This window comes from Shewanella fodinae (assembly GCF_014651955.1).
Taxonomy (GTDB): Bacteria; Pseudomonadota; Gammaproteobacteria; order Enterobacterales; family Shewanellaceae; genus Shewanella; species Shewanella fodinae.
In genome coordinates, this window is the sequence record NZ_BMXW01000011.1 from 33,415 (window position 1) to 51,003 (window position 17,589).

Sequence of the window (17,589 nt, forward strand, 5' to 3'; positions counted from 1 at the left end):
GCATAATATGTCTCGGTTTCGTTGCCAATACGTGACCATTTGAATTGAATAGTCTTTTGAGGTCTGCCCAGGCGGCAGGCCTTTTTTATGGCAATAGTAAGGTGCAAATTCCCATTATAATTTTATGGTTATTTCCACGATATCAGCCGTTCAGTAGCTATGCTTAGAAGATGTTCCGGGAGGTATCTATCATGCAAGATCTGCAACAACTGCCGGCCGAGATCCTGCTCGGTATCGTCAATGAAAAACTCCGTCTGCATTGTCAGGACAAACAGGCACTGTTATACGAACTTGACTTATCGCCTCAGCTATTGGAGCAGAAATTAAATCAATTCGGTTATGAGTACGATATGGTGTCTAATCAGTACCGCAAAGTACGTGATGTCTAGACGCTAGGCTTCGTCTCTCCCGGTTTAGGTCTCGCTTGGCGCCTAGCTCGCTGACCGGAATTAGCCTTTGCCTTGTTGTTCTTATCAGCCCTGTTGCTCATGTTCGATGTCGTTTTTCTGCCAGTTCGGCGGAAACTTCGCGGCTGGTTTTTTATCCCGGACAGTGCTGTTGGCAAGCTGTTCTGTGCTTGGTTAACCAACTCGGTAAGCTGCTGCAATAGTGGCTGCATAAATGCCTGATATTTCATTTCACGACGACTGATGGCCTCCAGACTGCTTTCCCACTGTGCGGTCATATCCGGTGTTGTGGCAACGTCCGGCAAGCTGTGGATCAGCCCGATGCCAGCCGCTGTAGCCAGAATACTCTTGCCTTGCCGCTGTAAAAATCCCCGTTTAAACAGTAACTCAATGATACCGGCGCGAGTGGCTTCGGTGCCGAGACCATCGGTTTCCTTAAGTACTTTACGAATTTGTGGATCGCTGACAAAGCGACTAATTCCGGTCATCGCGGCTAACAGTGTGGCATCGGTAAAATGCTTGGGTGGCTGGGTGACTTTTTCCAGCAATTCGCCATTCACACATTGCAGTTGTTGACCCGTCTTGAGTGGCGGCAAGCTTCCGGCTAATGCCTCCTCTTCATCATGACTCGTTTCCTGCCGGAACAACTGTTTCCAGCCCAGTTGTTGTTCCTGCTTGCTCTTGGCAATAAAAAGGCCACCAGCAATCTGCAACTGAACCTGTGTCTCTAGATACTGATAATGGGGATAAAACTGTGCCAGATACTGCCTGGCAACTTGCAGATAGACTTGCCGTTCGCGTTGAGACAAGCCTGCAAGATTAGCCACTTTGCGGGTAGGAATAATGGCGTGGTGGGCATCAACTTTACTGTCATCCCACGCTTTAGATTTGCGTTTAGCATCGGGGGGTTCACACCCTTGTAGCAGTTCTGTCGCGCCTTTGCTGATGACCGCAATGATCTCTGCAGCGTCAGTAAATTGCGCCTGTGGCAGATGACGACTGTCGGAGCGCGGATACGTCAGCAATTTGTGGCGTTCATACAATGCTTGCGCCGTGTCTAGTACCTCCTGCGCGCTCATGCCAAAGCGTTTATTGCAATCTATTTGCAACGCCGAAAGACTGTAAGGCAGCGGTGGTGCCTGTCGTTTGGGTTTGCTCTCTAGTGCAGCCACCGTTGCAGTTTGTCCGGTGATGCGTTGAATAACGTTCTCTGCAAGGCCTTTTGCCAATACGCGGCCGTCCTCGTCCATCCAAGGGCGACAGGCGTCACTTGGCTGCCAGCGCGCACGGAAGCTGGCACCATCGTCACATTGCAGCTGTGCCCACACCTCATAAAACGGCTTTGGTTGAAATGCGGTAATCTCTTCATCTCGACGCACCACCAAGCCTAGCAACGGTGTCTGCACTCGACCTACCGACAAAACCCCCTGATAACCGACCTTGCGCCCCTGCAAGGTATAAGCCCGCGACAGATTCATACCATACAGCCAGTCAGCACGACTGCGCGCCAGGGCTGAGGTGGATAGTGGCACAAACTCCCGATTACTGCGCATCTGCCCGAGAGCACGACTAACGGCCTGAGGGTTTAAATCACTGATAAGCAACCGTTGTGTCGCCGACTGCTTATTACTACTGGTACCCAGATAAGACAGCACTTCATCCACCAATAACTGCCCTTCTCTATCAGGATCGCCTGCATGGACAAGCTGGTCAGCCTGTTTGATCAGTTTTTTCAGTACGGCAAGCTGAGTACGACTGCCTTTTTTGGGTAATAACTGCCATTGCTGCGGCACAATGGGTAGATGCTCCGCCCGCCAAGACTTATATTGCGGATCGTAAGCATCTGGGGTCGCCTGCTCTAGCAGATGCCCAATACACCAGGACACACAATCACCATTAGCCGCCTCAATATAGCCTTCATGTTTGCGCAACGGCTTAGCTAACACATCAGCAATAGCGCGGCCAAGACTCGGCTTTTCAGCAATATATAAAATCATAGCCCTATAGTGCTGTATAAATTTACAGTAAATTTAACCCGCTTTACCATAAACTGCAAACCATCATACTCAACACGCCCATCTACAAGTAAAAACGCCCACTGTTGCGGGCGTTTTGGGGCAAAGTGACAAATGTTATCCAAAAAAGCGCTGGCCTGTCGTTGCCATCGTTTTCAACCGTTCACAGGGGGCAAAACGTTGGCCAAACTGCTGCTGGTAGCCTTCAAGGATCGCCACCAGCTTGGCCGCCCCTAGAGTGTCGATATAGTGGAATGGTCCGCCTAAAAATGGCGGGAAACCGATACCGAAAATAGCACCAATATCACCATCACGAGCGTTTCGGATAATACCCTCGTCCAAGCACCGCACTGCTTCATTTAACATCTGCACCACGCAACGTTGTGCCAACTGCGCATTCTCTGAAGCCACGCCGGGGGTGATGCCCAGCACCTTATAGACTGAACTATCCACCTGTTTTTTATTGGATTTCTTTTTACCATAAAGATAAAAACCCTTGCCGTTCTTACGCCCTTTACGCTCATCTTGCAGCAGTTTTTCAAACGCCGCTGGGGCGCGGAAACGTTCGCCCAGCTCTTGTTCCAGAATTGGCGCAATCTTGGCACCGACATCAATGCCCACTTCATCTAACAATGTAATCGGACCTACCGGGAAACCAAACTTCACCAGTGCCTGATCAAGATGCTCCACACTCTGGCCTTCCAACAACAGTTGTGCTGCTTCGTTCATGTAGAGCGCTAGAATACGATTGACATAAAATCCGGCACCATCTTTTACCACTATCGGGGTTTTTCCCTGCTTACGGGCAAAAGCAACAGTGGTGGCGATGGTTTCAGAAGATGTTTTCTCATGGGCAATGACTTCCACCAATGGCATCTTTTCCACGGGTGAGAAATAGTGCAAACCGATAACATTTTCTGGTCGGCTAGCCACGGCAGCAATCTGGCCGATTGGCAAAGACGACGTATTGGACGCAAATACCGTATGTGCAGTACATTCGCGTTCAATATCCTGCACCATCTGATGTTTGAGTTTTAGATCTTCAAACACCGCTTCTACCACGATATCCGCATCGTGTACGCCAATATATTCTGTGGTGGTACTCATCAGCGCCATCTGTTTATCCCGCTGCGCTGCACTTATATGGCGCCGCTTAACACCTTTATCCAGCAGTTTATAGGCGTAGGACAAGGCATTAGACAGCCCTTTTTCGCTGATATCTTTTACCCGCACCGGCAACTTGGCCTTGCTGATGGTGACCGAGGCAATACCACCGCCCATCAGACCACCACCCAGCACAACCGCTTTTTTCAGCGGTCTTGACTCAGAGCCGTCAGCTCCGGTTTCTTTTTTCATTTCGGTAGTGGCAAAAAAGATCGAACGCAGCGCGGCGGATTCAGCCGTCATCACTAATTCACCAAAATAACGGGATTCTGTCGCCAAACCTGCAGCCATGCCTTCATCGGCACCAATGCGCACACAATCAATTATTTTTGGCGGCGCGGGATAATTTCCCTGAGTCTTACGTTCTACTTGCTTTAATGCCTGATCGAACAATATATTACGGCCAAAGTGAGTGCGCTCCAGCGCCAGTTCCATCAAGGTTGCTTTGCGCTTAGGGCGTTTCTTGCCCTTTTGCGCCAGTTCTATCGCCGCTTGCAACAAAATGGTCTGGGGCACGACATCGTCGACCAAGCCCATTTTCAATGCCTGTTTCGGCCGGATTTGTTTACCGGTTAACATCATATCCAAGGCTTTGGCGATGCCAATCAGCCTTGGCAAACGTTGAGTGCCGCCACTGCCAGGCAACAGTCCTAACTGTACTTCCGGTAACCCCAGCATAGTTTTGCCATCGTCAGTGCAAACACGCTTATGGCATGCCAGTGCCAACTCAAGCCCGCCCCCAAGGCATGCGCCATGAATGGCCGCAACAACCGGGATCTCTAATTTTTCCAGTTCACCAAACACTTGATGTCCGGCGGCGGATAGCTCACTGGCTTTATCACGGGTATCACAGGCATCCAACATGGCAATATCCGCACCCGCAACAAACGAGTCTTTTTTACCGGAGATCACCACCAGCCCTTTGATGCGCTGATCGGCGCGGATCTGCGCCAGCAGTTCGGTCATTTCTGGGACAAATTCGGCCCGCAAAGTGTTCATAGTTTCGCCGGGAACATCCATTGTCATCACAGCGATGCCATCATCTCTGACATTGAGATCAAACGTTTTTTCTGTCATTTCCATGGCCTTTTACTCCACTTCCAGGATCATGGCGGCACCAAGGCCCCCGGCGGCGCAGGCGGTGGTCAGCGCAGTTCCGCCACCACGACGTTTCAACTCGTTACACACCTGAGTGATCAAACGAGTACCTGTCGCCGCAAAAGGATGTCCATAAGCCAGTGAACCACCCAGCACGTTAAATTTGCTCATATCGATATCGCCAATGGCGCGGCTCTGTCCCAGCTTCTCTGCGGCAAAGGTCTTTGAAGCAAACATCTGGATATTGGCCAGCGTCTGCGCCGCAAAAGCTTCATGCATCTCTATCAGATCCAAGTCTTCCAGTTGCATCCCTGCACGTTTCAGCGCCAGTGGTGTTGCATATGACGGCCCCATCAGCATATCTTGCCAGACTTCAATAGCGCTGAAGGCATAGCTCTTGATATAGCCAATAGGCTGATATCCCAAGGCTTTGGCTCGGCCTTCACTCATCAGCAATACCGCTGAAGCACCATCGGTCAGCGGTGTGCTGGTTGCCGCCGTGACCGTGCCATGTTTGCGATCAAACACTGGCTTCAATTTGGCGTAGGACTCCAAGGTGGAATTGTCACGGATATTGTTATCACGTTCGATAAAGCTGTCGTATGGCGGCACATGGGTCACCATCACTTCCTCTTTCAGCTTGCCTTCAGCCCAGGTCTTGCTGGCAAGTGTATGCGAGCGGTGCGCCAACGCGTCCTGATCGGCGCGGCTGATATGGTAGCTTTTGGCCATCTGCTCGGCGGTTTGTCCCATCGATAACCCAGTGGAATACTCAGCCACCGCCGGTGGAACCGGTAACAGATCTTTCGGCCGCAGTCGGCTGAGCACTTGCCATTTTTGTTTCAGACTGCGCGCCTTGCCTAAATCCACCAGCGCAATCGCCAGTTTTCGAGAAACACCGATAGGCAATAAAGAGGAGGAATCAGCGCCGCCAGCAATGCCGATGTCAATATTGCCAGTCATAATCGCTTCAGCCACATTTACTGTGCTTTGAAAACTGGTAGCACAAGCGCGGGTGACACTGTAAGCATCGGTGGTCACCTTCATGCCGGTTCCCAGCACAATCTCTCTGGCAATGTTAGGAGCAGCAGGCATCTGCACCACCTGACCATACACCAGTTGTTCTACCAGTGCCGGGTCAAGCTCAGTGCGCTGCAGTAATTCAGCCACCACCATTTTGCCCAGATCTACGGCTGGCATGCCATGAAAGGCCGTCGCCTGACGAGCAAACGGTGTACGCAAACCTGCCACAATGGCAATGCGTTCGCCCTTGGCATTGGTTACCTGCTGTCTGTCACTCATCTGTTATCCTCGTTATATTTGGTCCATGACCACAGACTTAAATTTCCTAGTCAGACATACACCCAACAGGTCTGACCATCAAAATGTGATCCGATTCTAACTTCTTCTCGATAGGTTTTAAACACTTGTTTGGATTTTCCAGCGGATAAATTATCGGCAACTGCGAACGCTGCGGGATAATTCCGGCCTAGCACGGGTCTATGACTACAGTGCAGATGATGTACTTTCGTGCTAACAACCGAATCTGTCTTAAGAAAAATTAACTTTTAATTCATAGCATTTTGTACTTCAATCGCCCTGTAATATTCCGCACAATGACAGGAAAACCTTGCAGCCGAAGCTGCGCGAGCTGGATAAGAGAAGCCCTATGCCGTTAAGTCGTTTTCACGCATTAAGAACATACCTTGACCACGTCATCGTCGGTCAGCCGTCATTAACTGAAAACCTGCTGCTGGCACTGATCGCCGATGGCCATTTGTTGGTAGAAGGCCCACCAGGACTGGCAAAAACCCGCGCCGTCAAAGCGCTGTGTGACGGTATTCAAGGGGATTTTCACCGGATCCAGTTTACCCCGGATCTCCTCCCGGCAGATTTAACCGGAACCGACATCTATCGGGCACAAACCGGCACCTTTGAATTTGAAGCCGGACCGATATTCCATAATCTTATTCTGGCCGATGAGATTAACCGCGCGCCCGCCAAAGTGCAGTCGGCACTGTTAGAAGCGATGGCTGAAGGTCAAGTGACCGTCGGTAAGCATTCTTACAAGTTACCACAACTGTTTTTGGTGATGGCCACGCAGAACCCGTTAGAAAATGAAGGCACCTATCCGTTGCCGGAAGCACAACTCGACCGCTTCTTGATGCACCTGAATCTGGATTACCCGAGTGCAGACACAGAGTTGGAAATTTTGCGGCTATCACGTAATGAAGCCAAAACCCGCAGCATGGAAAAGATGACGCCTATTTCCCAGGACGACATCTTCAATGCCAGAGTACAGGCGCTGGAGATTTATCTGGCCGAACCACTGGAGCGCTATATCGTTGATTTGGTGATGGCGACCCGGCAACCACAGCGCTACAGCGACGAGTTAGCCAAATGGCTGGAATATGGTGTCAGCCCTCGCGCCACCCAGTCCATTGAACGCTGCGCCCGCGCCCGAGCTTGGTTATACCAGCGAGATTTTGTGGCACCGGAGGATATCCAAGCCGTGCTGCCTAACGTATTGCGCCACCGCCTATTGCTAAGTTATCAGGCGCAAGCGGAAGGAGTAAGCCGAGATGAAGTGATCAACCATATTCTCAGCCAGGTGGCCGTGCCCTAATGATGTCTGAGTCTGAACATACGCTGCCGTTATTTGCTGATGGCGTGCATCTGAACGAAGCGGAATTGCTGGCGTGCAGAAACCTAGCACGGGCATTGCCAGATAACCAAGTGCGTGCCAGAGCTGCACTGGCCGGTAATCGCAGTAGCCTCATCAAAGGCCGCGGCATGGAGTTTGCCGAAGTGCGCCATTATCAGCATGGTGACGATGTTCGCACCATCGACTGGCGGGTCACAGCACGCACTGGCAAAGCCCACACTAAGCTGTTTGTGGAAGAGCGGGAACGTCCGGTTTTACTGCTAGTAGACCTAAAACACAGCCTGTATTTTGGCTCAACCTTGCTGTTGCAAGCGGTGCAAGTCGCCCATCTAGCAGCCACCTTGGGCTGGAAAGCCATTCAGCAAGGAGACCGCTTGGGGGCCTTAATTGTTGGTGAAAACAAACGCCGCGAACTGAAGCCGCGGACCCGTGAACAAGGGATCCTTGCATTGATATCGGCGCTGATAGAGGTACATCAGCAACAGCTGCAAACACTGCAGCAGCGTACCCCCGAGCCTTCGGCATTAATGGCGCAGAGTTGTCGGCAACTCGCTCGTTTAACGAAACCTGGCTCACAGGTGTGGCTGATCACTGACGGCAGCGGCTTTGATGATGAATGTCGGCAACCGCTGTCAGATCTCTGCCGCCATAGCGAGGTATCAGCCTTTGTGATCACCGATCCGCTACGCAACGGTAGTCTGCCATTACCCAAACGTTTTGCATTACCGGTGCGGGATCAGGGGCAGTCTTTACTGCTGGATCGCCACAGTTATGACGCTTGGCTCAAGCGACAACAGCATGCCTTAGCGCAATTTGAACAGATGATGCAATCACTGCATATCCCCGTGCGACTGCTTGATGCCGCACGCAACCTCAACCAACAACTGAATTTGTTACGATGATGCCGACTTCTGCAACTGCCAATCCAGCGCTGAGCGCCATGAAGGATATCAGGTTGCCTCCTGAGATAGGCTTCTGGCCGCCAGCGCCTGCAGTATTGGCACTTTTGGTGCTGGCGATGTTGTCACTCATCGCCTTGAGCGTGTGGCTGTATAGACGCCACCAACGGTTACAACGCCAGCAAGCCCCGGCCAAAGCTGCGCTACAACTGTTGTCACAACTCGATACTGAAGATCCGCAACTGATGCTGCACCTCAGTGCCTTGCTGAAACGCTGTGCCATCAGTTACGGTGGCCGTGAACACGTTGCCAGCCTTACAGGCGAGCCTTGGTATCAGTACCTGGACCAAGCATTGCCAAGCAAGCAGCAGGGGAAATTCCAGCGGTTACTGCAACAGCGTTACCAGATGCATCCCGCGGCCGAGGATGCAGAAGAACTCATAACGCTGTGTCAGCAATGGCTGCTATGCGCGCCGAGTTTTTATCGACGTGTAGGCAAAGGAGGCAAGTCATGCTAAATCTCGCTTGGCCTTGGTTGCTACTGTTGTTGCCGTTGCCACTATTGATCCGCTTCCGGCCTCAAAAAGTGGCCGGAGGTCAATTACAAATGCCGGGCATTCGCCAATATGCAATAGCCGAAATGCATAACCCAAAACGGCGGCCTTGGATGATTTGGCTGTTATGGTCCTTGCTGGTTCTGGCAGTAGCACGACCACAATGGTTAGGCGACCCCATTGAGTTACCAACCCAGGGGCGCGACCTGATGGTTGCCGTGGATCTGTCAGGCAGTATGCAGATTGAAGATATGGTACTGAATGGCAAAACCGTTGATCGCTTTAGCGTGATCCAGAAAGTCGTCAGTGATTTCATCGAACGCCGCGCGGGTGATCGTATCGGCCTGATACTGTTCGCCGACGCGGCGTATTTACAAGCGCCGCTAACACAGGATCGCCGTTCCGTTGCCCAATATCTCAAGGAAGCACAGATAGGTCTGGTGGGTAAACAAACGGCAATTGGTGATGCTATCGCGCTGGCGGTAAAACGGTTTGATAACCTCGATAAAAGTAATCGCGTATTGGTACTACTGACCGATGGCTCCAACAACGCGGGCAGTATTGACCCAGATCAGGCCGCCGCGATTGCCGCCAAACGTAATGTCACCATCTACACCATCGGGGTGGGAGCGGATGTGATGGAGCGCCGCACTTTATTTGGTATCGAGCGGGTCAATCCATCTGCGGATCTGGATGAAGACCAGTTAAAACGCATCGCCGATGTTACCCATGGTAAATATTTCCGCGCACGCGACCCGAAAGAACTGCAACAGATTTATCAGGAAATTGACCGTTTGCAACCGATAAGCCGAGATCCGCTTACTTACCGGCCGCAGTCTGAGCTGTTTTACTGGCCACTGGGGCTGGCATTACTGCTTAGTTTAGCATTGAGTCTGAGTATGACATTGCCCACAGGAAAATCTGCCGGGAGGTCTCAATGAGTCTGCATTTCATCCGCCCGGAATGGTTTATCGCCCTGTTGCCATTACTATTGGTGTTGTGGTCAAAGTTGAAACATCAAGGTGAGCACTCCCAGTGGGATAAGTACATCGCCCCTCATCTCGCAAATGTACTGATCAGCAAAGGCGACCAGCAGCGCCGCCACTGGCTACCTCTGGTGACCAGTTGTTGGCTGTTAGCCGTATTGGCATTAAGCGGTCCTGCCCTATTCAAAAAGCCGCTGCCGGTCTTCGCGTCTACCCAAGGCCGTGTCATTGTGATGGATATGTCGCTGTCGATGTATGCCACTGACCTGACGCCCAATCGCCTGACACAAGCGAGATTCCGGGTCACCGATTTACTGAAAGGGCTTAAAGAAGGTGAAACCGGATTGATCGCCTACGCCGGAGATGCATTTGTCATTAGTCCACTCACGCGCGATAGCAACACTTTATTAAATCTGTTGCCAACACTCAGCCCAGATATTATGCCAGTGATGGGCTCCAACTTGCCGGCAGCACTCACTAAAGCCAAGGAATTATTGTCGCAGGGGGGGCATATTAAAGGCGATATCATTCTGGTCACCGATGGCGTGGAAACTGCGCAGCTTAATGCGGCCAAAGCGGTATTGCAGGACACCCATTATCGGCTAGGCGTATTGGCGTTAGGGTCTACCCAAGGCGCACCAGTACGTTTGAGCGATGGTCAACTTATGCGTGATAGCAGTAATCAAGTCGTGGTACCTGGCACCAATTATGGGCAGTTGAATGAACTTGCACAAAGCTGTCATGGTAGCCTGATCCCCTTTGCCAACGATGGCTCAGACCTAATCAAGCTGCGGCAGTGGCTGAGTACTGATGAAGATGCCCAAGCCACCCACCTTGCAGGAGATAGTTGGATAGATCTCGGCCCCTACCTAGCATTACTGCTGCTGTTGCCTATGCTGGCGATGTTCAGATATGGCTTGCCCGTCTGGCTGTTAGTGCTGCCATTGTGTGGCAACTTACTAACACCAAAAGCACAGGCCAACACATGGGATAACCTGTGGCATACCCGAGATCAGCAGGGGATGCAGGCATTTAAGCAACAAGACTTTAAGACTGCCGCAGATAAATTTGCCAACCCCGCTTGGCAAGGTAGCGCCTTATATCGCGCTGGTGACTATCAAGGTGCACTTAAGGCTTTTGAACAAGATAAAAGCGCGAACGGTTACTTCAATCAAGGTAATGCATTGATGCAGATGGGTGAATATGACGAAGCGATAAAACGCTACAACGAAGCACTCAAAAAAGAACCTGATATGAAAGATGCCCAAACGAACTTAAAAATCGCTAAAGAACAGGAAAAGCAAAAGAAAAACAAACAAAAACAGAATAACAATGATCAGTCTGGCAATCAAAAACAGCAGGGTACTGATAAACAGAATAAGAACAATGACCAGGCCGATCAACGAGACAAAAAGGAAGGCGACAACTCTGAACAGAATAAACCTGAGCAGCAACAGTCACCTCAGGATCAGCAGCAAAATAGTGGTAAAGATAATCAAGGCAGTCAACAGCCGCAGCAAGGTGATAAATCTGCTAACAAGCAGGAGCAACAGCAAGCATCCCAAGGGGAAGACTCTGCCGCTAAGGACAAGGCTTCTTCTAAATCCTCTGCTACCGATAATAAGCAGCAGGAGCAGACAGCAGCGGATAAATCATCGGCAGCAAACCAGCAGCAAGCAGCAGCGTCAGACAGTGCACCACAGAACGCACAACCTGCACCACAAATGCAGGCTGATGCTAGTCAGGATAACCAGACTGACGCGGCGAAACAGCAGGCAAATGCCAGTGCTGCCCAAACAGCGGATAAACCCGCGCCACAAAACCCGCAAAATGGTGCTGTGGCGGCATCCAGCCTGGATAATCAGGACAAGTTGCCAGCAGATATGCAGCGGGCATTAAAAGCTGTGGTTGACGATCCGGCCGCACTGCTGCGCAACAAAATGCAGTTGGAATATCAAAAACGCCGGCAGAACGGCGATATACCCAAGGAACAACAACAGTGGTAAAACTACGCTTTCCATTCTGGCTGCTTCTGGCAACCCTGTTGCCACTGAAAGCACTGGCATTGACCGAATTACAAGCCTCTGTCGATAAGAATCCAGTATCGCAGGGAGAGTACGTTGCATTAACGGTGACGGCAGATGACGATCTGCAAAGTCAGGCTCTGGATACCTCCGCGCTACTGAAAGACTTTATTGTGGGCCGCACTAGCGTTGGTCGCAGTACCCAGATCATCAATTTTGATACTCGCAAAGAAACCCGCTGGCAGATCCTGCTTGCGCCCAAACAGTTGGGACAGGTCACCATTCCGGCATTTGAGATTAACGGCGTCAAATCCAATCCGATCCAGCTACAGGTGGTGGATTCTGGCAGTCAACCACAACAGATGAAAAACCTGTTTTTACGCACCAGCGTATCCAGCGATGAAGCCTATATCGGCCAGTTGCTCACCTACAAGGTAAAGTTATATCTGGCGGTTGATTTGCAACGGGGTGTACTGTCGACCCCCAATATTGAAGGCGCTCAGATCAAACAGGTAGGCGATGATAAAGACAGTAATGAAATCGTTAATGGTCGCCGCTATCGGGTCATCGAGCGTACCTATAGTATTGTTGCCGACAATCCGGGCAAGTTAATGATAAACGGCGTTAATTTCTCTGGCGATGTGCTGATGAATAGTCCGAGCAGCGGGATGTTTTCCTTCCAAGAAAGTCGGCCGGTACAGGCGCAAGGTGACAGTCTAGTGGTCACCATCAAGCCCATTCCTCAAGCTTATGTGGGGGATTGGCTGGTGGCCGATTTAGTGGCATTACAAGAAGACTGGAAAGATAACCAAAGCTATGAAGCGGGACAACCCATTACCCGCAACATCACACTGCTGGCCTCCAATGCCGATGAAACCAGCTTACCAGATCTGCATATTCCTCTTCCGGCCGACATGCGCAGCTACCCCGATAAACCCGTCAAAAAAACCTATGTTCGTAACGGTCAGATGGTAGCTAAGTTGACCCAAACCATCGCCATCGTGCCAGCCAAAGCGGGTAACTACACCTTACCGGAAATCAAAGTGGCCTGGTGGAATCCGCACCTAAACCAAGAAGAATATGCCACGCTACCAGCACGGCATATTAAGGTGAAACCAGCCAGCAACGCACCAGCGCCAGATCTGAGTGTCGCCACGCCACAGGCAGTACCGACCGCACACGGTTACTGGCCGCTAGCTACTGCCGTTTTTGCCGGACTGTGGCTACTAACACTGGGATTGTGGTGGCGGGCTCGCAAAACACCCATGGTGGATGCTCACCGCGAAATTGTCACAGCGCCGCAGCCAGCCGTTGCAGCACCATCCTTACAGACAGCCATTGCCAACGATGATGCCGCACAAGTGCTGAATGCATTAATAAGAGAAGTCGCGACTATTACTGGCAAAGAACTGTCACTTGGACAGCTAGCGTCAATCGCACCCACACTGGCTGAGGTCGCAGCGCAGATCCAATCAGCACATTACAGTCGCACACCAACGGATACGGCGCCTTTGTACCAAATATTGCTGCAAGCATTGGCGCAATTTCGTCACCAATATAGCCAACAAAAACAGCAGAAATCGCCGCTGTCATCGCTTAATCCATAACAGCGGACAATTTCCAACCGTGGGGCCATCTGGCCCCTTTTTTCGATGACGGTTTTGTGTGAACAAGCGCAACATCCACAACAGCATTGTGAGCCACTTCAAATATCTGCTAGGATGACGCCACAACAATAACAACCATATAACAAACAATAAACTCCCATGCAGATCGACACACCTATCGCTGTTACCTTTATTGGTTATCTCGCTGCCATGCTGGCAATCGGTTACTGGGCGTACCGGGCAACTGATTCACTCGACGACTATATTCTGGGAGGCCGCAAGATGGGCCCGGCAGTCACTGCGCTCAGTGTCGGCGCATCGGACATGTCTGGTTGGCTGTTACTCGGCCTCCCTGGCGCGGTATATCTTGGGGGCATGGGTGAAGCCTGGATTGGTATTGGCCTATTATTCGGGGCTTGGCTCAACTGGCTGTTTGTTGCTAAACGCTTACGGGTATACACACAAATGGCCGATAACGCCCTCACCCTCCCCGACTTTTTTGAGAAACGTTTTGCCGATAAAAGCGGCCTGTTAAAACTGGTGTCGGCGCTAACCATTCTGGTGTTTTTCACCTTCTATGCCTCTTCCGGCATGGTAGGCGGTGCCATCCTGTTTGAGAAAGTATTTGGCATGGATTATCGCCTGGCGCTGGTCGTCGGTTCGGTCGTCATCGTGGCCTATACCTTTGTTGGCGGCTTTTTTGCCGTCAGTTGGACCGATTTCTTTCAGGGATGTCTGATGTTACTGGCGCTGTTAATTGTCCCTATCAGTATGTTTACCCATCCTGAAAGCCATAAAAGTCTTGATACGCTAGACCCCGCTTTGCTATCACTTTTCAGCGACAAAATGACATGGATTGGCCTGCTATCAGCCTTAGCCTGGGGCTTAGGCTATTTTGGTCAACCTCATATTTTATGCCGATTCATGGCAATACGCAGTACCAAGGAGTTGCCAGTGTCGCGCCGCATCGCCATGAGCTGGATGCTATTGTCCCTCCTCGGGGCATTAGCCACCGGGATTGCCGGAATACTGTACTTTGCTGATAAACCACTGGATAACCCAGAAACTGTCTTTATCCACCTGACACAAGTGGCATTTAACCCATGGATTGGCGGTATTTTGATTGCAGCAATTCTGTCAGCCATCATGTCGACTATTGATTCGCAGTTACTAGTATGCTCCAGCGTAGTCACTGAAGACTTCTACCGCCGCTGGATACGTCCAAAGGCGTCCAACCGCGAACTGATGGCGGTGGGGCGTCTAGCAGTACTGGGAATTGCCATCTTGGCCGGTGTTATTGCGCTGAATCCGCAAAGCAGCGTCCTAGGGCTGGTCAGTTATGCCTGGGCTGGCTTTGGCGCAGCATTTGGCCCGGTGGTTCTGCTATCACTATTTTGGCACGGCTATAGTCGTCAGGGTGCCATCGCCAGTATCATGGTCGGCGCCGTTACCGTAGTGCTGTGGAAACTGGCCAATGGCGGCATTTTTGCATTATACGAATTGTTACCAGGCTTTGTTTTCGCCACCATTGCGGGCGTTGGCGTCAGCCTGCTGTTTCCGCCAGCGGCAACCACTGTCAAGCAATATCACACCATAAAGCAAGCACTCTAATATTGATACCCGTGCAGCTAAGCGTACATCTGTTAGCTTAGCTGCATCACCATAAAGAGATGCTAATTGCCGTTATATTTCCCATTTATCAGGCCTAATTTTTTATCAACATAATAAAAATCAATGAAATAGTCATACCACACTCAAGTATTGCTGCCCCACTAGCATAATTTTTCATCGATCTACTGCACAGATTTCCGCGTTCTGTTAAACAACACAGGTGTAAGCTGCTGGTCGGACTTGTTAGCACAGAAACATCCCCCTAACATGCCCGCTGATTTAACGGGGACGTTGGCGTCAGCCAATAGATAAGCGCAACATTATTAAGAGAACAACAATCAATATGACTAACTTCAGAAAATCGCTGCTGGCGATCAGCTTGATGCTGGGCGCTACTCAGACTTATGCTGCTGGGTTTCAGCTTAACAGCCAGTCAGCAACCGGTATCGGCCGTGCTTTCGCGGGTGATGCGGTAATTGCCGACAACGCCTCGGTATTGTCACGCAACCCATCCGCGATGGCGTTATTTGATCGCGCTGCACTGTCTACTGGGTTGACTTATGTCAATATCGAAGTTGACGTGAAAGATGTGAATTTTGCCGATGGTCAAGTTGATTTAGGCGGTATTGATGATGCGGGAAGTACCAAACTCATCCCGAATATCTACTATGTGCAACCGTTAAATGATAAATGGGCATTCGGAGTAGCGGCATTTTCCAATTTTGGTACTGGCACTGACACCAGCTCGCTGCTTAAAGGTGCTACTTTTGCTCCCTACGATTTGATCGGTAACACTGAAGTCACCACAGTGACGCTGAATACCAGCCTGTCATATCGTATTAATGAAATGTTCAGTATCGGTGCCGGTGTCGATGCCGTGTACGGCAAAGGTAACCTTACCCGTTACGCAGGCAATATCCCATTAGTGGATGTGGATGCCGATGGCGTGGGTTTCGGTGGTATCCTAGGCGCCACCTTCGAATTGAATAAAGATAACCGCTTTGGTCTGAGCTATCGTTTCAGCCCAACAGTCACAGTGACAGGCGATATCAATGTGATGACCAGTCAGCAGCTTCCTGGGCTAGGAACACAGCAGATTGCCATTGACTACAACGAACTGGATGTACCTTTAGCCGATATCGCTCAGTTTGCCGGGTTCCACCAGTTGACCAACCGCTTTGCGGTTCACTATACCGCACAGTACACCTTGTGGGGCGACTTTGACCAGATCACCACTAAACAGGGTACCGCTACCATTGCCACCGGCAGCTATGCGGGCACTGAAGTGGCCACCAATGTGAAGGCACCGCTGAAAGAATATCACTGGAAAAACTCCTGGCTGTTCAGTGTTGGCGGTACTTATACCGTTAACGACACCCTGACGCTGCGTGCCGGTTATATGTTCGATAATGGTGTGGTGGATCAACTCGGTTCACTGTCTATCCCTGACTCCGATCGCCACTGGTATACCCTTGGTGCCAGTTATCGCTTGTCAGACAGTATGACGGTTGACTTGGGCGCAGCGCTGGTGCGTGGTGTTGAAGAATCACTGACAGAAACCAGTGCGCTGGCCGGTGACGTTAACGCACATACCAAATCTACCGCGACTTACTATTCAATGCAGTTCAACTATCGTTTCTAATCGCTGAAACCGCGTTGCATACGGATTAAAGCGGGTGACCTGTTCGCCCGCTTTTTGCTATCTTGGTGCCACCTCTTATGGAAATTTCCAATTTGTTTGTGCACTCAAGGAGTCTCACGGAATGAACAAATCATCGGCATTGGCGGCAGCGCTGTTAGGCGCATTTATCTGTGGCGGGCTGTATCTGCTCGGCAGTGGCATTGGCAACAGCCTAGTTGCCATGAAAGCCATGGATCGCGTGGTCACGGTTAAAGGACTGGCAGAACAGGAAGTGAAAGCCGATGTGGCAATCTGGCCTGTGGCATTTAATGATGTCGACAACGACCTGAATAATCTCTACAGCTCGGTTCAGAAAAAAACCGACAGAGTAATGAAATTCCTGTTGGAACAAGGTTTTACTCCAGAGGAGATCAGTGTATCGCAGCCTTCGATAGAAGACCGTCAGGCACAGGGATATGCTGACCCAAACGTTAAATTTCGCTACAACGCCAAAGTGACACTGTCGGTTTATACCCAGCAGATAGACAAAGTCTTGCAGAGCCGTAAAAAACTGCTGGAACTGGCAAAAGACGGCATTGCGGTGGCACAGAATTATGATAGTCGCACCGAGTTTATCTATACCGATTTGAATAGTATTAAGCCACAGATGGTGCAGCAGGCAACAGAGAATGCCCGGGAAGTGGCAGAGAAATTTGCCCGCGATTCACAATCTTCACTTGGCAAAATCAAAAATGCCAGTCAGGGGACTTTTTCTATCAGCGATCGCGATAGCAATACCCCTTATATCAAACGCGTCAGGGTGGTCTCCACCCTTACCTATTATCTGAAAGACTAATGTTAGCGGCGGCCTTCATGGCCGCTTTTTTCTTGTTAATTCAGGGTTTACTTAATTTTTTCTTTTTTCACGTACGCTGTTG

13 protein-coding genes are annotated in these 17,589 nt (G+C 50.7%); 10 read left to right on the forward strand and 3 right to left on the reverse strand.

The genetic code is table 11. From position 1 onward, the window contains the following. Positions 1 to 191 precede the first annotated feature (191 nt). Positions 192 to 389 (forward strand): DUF4250 domain-containing protein, encoded by a 198-nt coding sequence (locus IE064_RS11100; RefSeq protein WP_133039954.1) that lies wholly within the window; start codon positions 192 to 194, stop codon positions 387 to 389. On the opposite strand, the gene IE064_RS11105 is transcribed toward IE064_RS11100, so the two are convergent. The 3 genes from IE064_RS11105 to fadI all read right to left on the reverse strand — a co-directional run bounded on the left by IE064_RS11105 (position 386) and on the right by fadI (position 5,986). After that, positions 386 to 2,404: a DNA topoisomerase III gene (locus IE064_RS11105; RefSeq protein ID WP_189617879.1), complete on the reverse strand. Its 2,019-nt coding sequence runs from the start codon at positions 2,402 to 2,404 to the stop codon at positions 386 to 388. The two genes, IE064_RS11100 and IE064_RS11105, sit on opposite strands and share 4 nt — an antisense overlap. 135 nt (positions 2,405 to 2,539) lie before the next feature. Further along, a complete protein-coding gene (gene fadJ / locus IE064_RS11110) occupies positions 2,540 to 4,669 on the reverse strand; it encodes a fatty acid oxidation complex subunit alpha FadJ (RefSeq protein WP_189617880.1) in 2,130 nt (709 codons plus the stop codon). A gap of 6 nt (positions 4,670 to 4,675) precedes the next feature. Further along, on the reverse strand, positions 4,676 to 5,986 hold the full coding sequence (gene fadI, locus IE064_RS11115) for an acetyl-CoA C-acyltransferase FadI (RefSeq protein WP_133039951.1): 1,311 nt from the start codon (positions 5,984 to 5,986) through the stop codon (positions 4,676 to 4,678). 367 nt (positions 5,987 to 6,353) lie between these two features. Here fadI and IE064_RS11120 point away from each other — a divergent pair, with 367 nt between their 5' ends. The 9 genes from IE064_RS11120 to IE064_RS11160 all read left to right on the forward strand — a co-directional run bounded on the left by IE064_RS11120 (position 6,354) and on the right by IE064_RS11160 (position 17,507). Continuing rightward, a complete protein-coding gene (locus IE064_RS11120; RefSeq protein WP_133039983.1) occupies positions 6,354 to 7,310 on the forward strand; it encodes an AAA family ATPase in 957 nt (318 codons plus the stop codon). 2 nt (positions 7,311 to 7,312) lie between these two features. Continuing rightward, a complete protein-coding gene (locus IE064_RS11125; protein ID WP_189617939.1) occupies positions 7,313 to 8,251 on the forward strand; it encodes a DUF58 domain-containing protein in 939 nt (312 codons plus the stop codon). Then, the gene (locus IE064_RS11130; RefSeq protein ID WP_189617881.1) at positions 8,248 to 8,766 is read left to right on the forward strand and encodes a DUF4381 domain-containing protein; all 519 of its coding nucleotides are present in this window, start codon (positions 8,248 to 8,250) and stop codon (positions 8,764 to 8,766) included. The genes IE064_RS11125 and IE064_RS11130 overlap by 4 nt, the downstream gene beginning before the upstream one ends. Continuing rightward, on the forward strand, positions 8,760 to 9,743 hold the full coding sequence (locus IE064_RS11135; protein WP_189617882.1) for a vWA domain-containing protein: 984 nt from the start codon (positions 8,760 to 8,762) through the stop codon (positions 9,741 to 9,743). Before IE064_RS11130 ends, IE064_RS11135 begins: the two co-directional genes overlap by 7 nt. Further along, positions 9,740 to 11,794 carry a VWA domain-containing protein gene (locus IE064_RS11140; protein ID WP_189617883.1) on the forward strand — a complete coding sequence of 685 codons (2,055 nt, stop codon included), beginning with the start codon at positions 9,740 to 9,742 and terminating at the stop codon, positions 11,792 to 11,794. The genes IE064_RS11135 and IE064_RS11140 overlap by 4 nt, the downstream gene beginning before the upstream one ends. Then, complete coding sequence (locus tag IE064_RS11145; RefSeq protein ID WP_189617884.1) at positions 11,788 to 13,419, forward strand: BatD family protein; 1,632 nt, start codon at positions 11,788 to 11,790, stop codon at positions 13,417 to 13,419. Before IE064_RS11140 ends, IE064_RS11145 begins: the two co-directional genes overlap by 7 nt. Positions 13,420 to 13,578: 159 nt before the next feature. After that, a complete protein-coding gene (gene putP / locus IE064_RS11150; protein ID WP_189617885.1) occupies positions 13,579 to 15,030 on the forward strand; it encodes a sodium/proline symporter PutP in 1,452 nt (483 codons plus the stop codon). 343 nt (positions 15,031 to 15,373) lie between these two features. Beyond that, positions 15,374 to 16,672 (forward strand): OmpP1/FadL family transporter, encoded by a 1,299-nt coding sequence (locus tag IE064_RS11155; RefSeq protein WP_133039945.1) that lies wholly within the window; start codon positions 15,374 to 15,376, stop codon positions 16,670 to 16,672. A gap of 121 nt (positions 16,673 to 16,793) precedes the next feature. Then, on the forward strand, positions 16,794 to 17,507 hold the full coding sequence (locus IE064_RS11160; protein WP_189617886.1) for an SIMPL domain-containing protein: 714 nt from the start codon (positions 16,794 to 16,796) through the stop codon (positions 17,505 to 17,507). Positions 17,508 to 17,589: the final 82 nt, after the last annotated feature.

What these genes read in the sequence shown, in the direction of transcription:
- fadJ (WP_189617880.1), bottom strand. Translation starts at nt 4,669, where the DNA reads ATGGAAATGACAGAAAAAACGTTTGATCTCAATGTCAGAGATGATGGC.
- IE064_RS11105 (WP_189617879.1), bottom strand. Translation starts at nt 2,404, where the DNA reads ATGATTTTATATATTGCTGAAAAGCCGAGTCTTGGCCGCGCTATTGCT.
- IE064_RS11120 (WP_133039983.1), top strand. Translation starts at nt 6,354, where the DNA reads ATGCCGTTAAGTCGTTTTCACGCATTAAGAACATACCTTGACCACGTC.
- IE064_RS11130 (WP_189617881.1), top strand. Translation starts at nt 8,248, where the DNA reads ATGATGCCGACTTCTGCAACTGCCAATCCAGCGCTGAGCGCCATGAAG.
- IE064_RS11140 (WP_189617883.1), top strand. Translation starts at nt 9,740, where the DNA reads ATGAGTCTGCATTTCATCCGCCCGGAATGGTTTATCGCCCTGTTGCCA.
- IE064_RS11160 (WP_189617886.1), top strand. Translation starts at nt 16,794, where the DNA reads ATGAACAAATCATCGGCATTGGCGGCAGCGCTGTTAGGCGCATTTATC.
- IE064_RS11125 (WP_189617939.1), top strand. Translation starts at nt 7,313, where the DNA reads ATGTCTGAGTCTGAACATACGCTGCCGTTATTTGCTGATGGCGTGCAT.
- putP (WP_189617885.1), top strand. Translation starts at nt 13,579, where the DNA reads ATGCAGATCGACACACCTATCGCTGTTACCTTTATTGGTTATCTCGCT.
- IE064_RS11135 (WP_189617882.1), top strand. Translation starts at nt 8,760, where the DNA reads ATGCTAAATCTCGCTTGGCCTTGGTTGCTACTGTTGTTGCCGTTGCCA.
- IE064_RS11100 (WP_133039954.1), top strand. Translation starts at nt 192, where the DNA reads ATGCAAGATCTGCAACAACTGCCGGCCGAGATCCTGCTCGGTATCGTC.
- IE064_RS11155 (WP_133039945.1), top strand. Translation starts at nt 15,374, where the DNA reads ATGACTAACTTCAGAAAATCGCTGCTGGCGATCAGCTTGATGCTGGGC.
- fadI (WP_133039951.1), bottom strand. Translation starts at nt 5,986, where the DNA reads ATGAGTGACAGACAGCAGGTAACCAATGCCAAGGGCGAACGCATTGCC.